General features: G+C 51.8%; 1 rRNA gene. It reads right to left on the bottom strand.

The features are described from left to right. Positions 1–53: 53 nt before the first annotated feature. A 16S ribosomal RNA gene (locus A6301_RS16205) occupies positions 54–1,596 on the bottom strand. Between the last annotated feature and the right edge of the window lie 168 nt (positions 1,597–1,764).

Here is a 1,764-nt window from a genome sequence, read left to right as displayed (position 1 = left end):
TATTTTCATCAGACAATCTGTGTGAGCACTTCACTTAACACACATCTTCTTGGTAAGGAGGTGATCCAACCGCAGGTTCCCCTACGGTTACCTTGTTACGACTTCACCCCAGTCATGAATCACAAAGTGGTAAGCGCCCTCCCGAAGGTTAAGCTACCTACTTCTTTTGCAACCCACTCCCATGGTGTGACGGGCGGTGTGTACAAGGCCCGGGAACGTATTCACCGTAGCATTCTGATCTACGATTACTAGCGATTCCGACTTCATGGAGTCGAGTTGCAGACTCCAATCCGGACTACGACGTACTTTATGAGGTCCGCTTGCTCTCGCGAGGTCGCTTCTCTTTGTATACGCCATTGTAGCACGTGTGTAGCCCTACTCGTAAGGGCCATGATGACTTGACGTCATCCCCACCTTCCTCCGGTTTATCACCGGCAGTCTCCTTTGAGTTCCCGACATTACTCGCTGGCAACAAAGGATAAGGGTTGCGCTCGTTGCGGGACTTAACCCAACATTTCACAACACGAGCTGACGACAGCCATGCAGCACCTGTCTCAGAGTTCCCGAAGGCACTAAGCTATCTCTAGCAAATTCTCTGGATGTCAAGAGTAGGTAAGGTTCTTCGCGTTGCATCGAATTAAACCACATGCTCCACCGCTTGTGCGGGCCCCCGTCAATTCATTTGAGTTTTAACCTTGCGGCCGTACTCCCCAGGCGGTCGATTTAACGCGTTAGCTCCGGAAGCCACGCCTCAAGGGCACAACCTCCAAATCGACATCGTTTACAGCGTGGACTACCAGGGTATCTAATCCTGTTTGCTCCCCACGCTTTCGCACCTGAGCGTCAGTCTTTGTCCAGGGGGCCGCCTTCGCCACCGGTATTCCTCCAGATCTCTACGCATTTCACCGCTACACCTGGAATTCTACCCCCCTCTACAAGACTCTAGCCTGTCAGTTTTGAATGCAGTTCCCAGGTTAAGCCCGGGGATTTCACATCCAACTTAACAGACCGCCTGCGTGCGCTTTACGCCCAGTCATTCCGATTAACGCTTGCACCCTCCGTATTACCGCGGCTGCTGGCACGGAGTTAGCCGGTGCTTCTTCTGCGGGTAACGTCAATCGATGAGAGTATTAATCTCACCGCCTTCCTCCCCGCTGAAAGTGCTTTACAACCCGAAGGCCTTCTTCACACACGCGGCATGGCTGCATCAGGCTTGCGCCCATTGTGCAATATTCCCCACTGCTGCCTCCCGTAGGAGTCTGGACCGTGTCTCAGTTCCAGTGTGGCTGGTCATCCTCTCAGACCAGCTAGGGATCGTCGCCTAGGTGAGCCATTACCTCACCTACTAGCTAATCCCATCTGGGCACATCCGATGGCAAGAGGCCCGAAGGTCCCCCTCTTTGGTCCGAAGACGTTATGCGGTATTAGCTACCGTTTCCAGTAGTTATCCCCCTCCATCAGGCAGTTTCCCAGACATTACTCACCCGTCCGCCGCTCGTCACCCAGGGAGCAAGCTCCCCTGTGCTACCGCTCGACTTGCATGTGTTAGGCCTGCCGCCAGCGTTCAATCTGAGCCATGATCAAACTCTTCAATTTAAGATTTGTTTGATTTGCTGAACTCGTCAGCGATGCTCAAAGAATTAAAACTGTTTATTCGTAATGAATTTACTGTTGTTCACTCTTCAAGACTTTTTTATATCGTTAAGATACGGTCTTGTGAGTGCCCACACAGATTGTCTGATTATATTGTTAAAGAGCAGTGCC

This window comes from Pectobacterium sp. IFB5596, assembly GCF_021432585.1.
Lineage (GTDB): Bacteria > Pseudomonadota > Gammaproteobacteria > Enterobacterales > Enterobacteriaceae > Pectobacterium > Pectobacterium punjabense.
The sequence above is the reverse complement of the archived record's forward strand: the minus strand, read 5'-3'. Positions and strand labels throughout refer to the sequence as shown.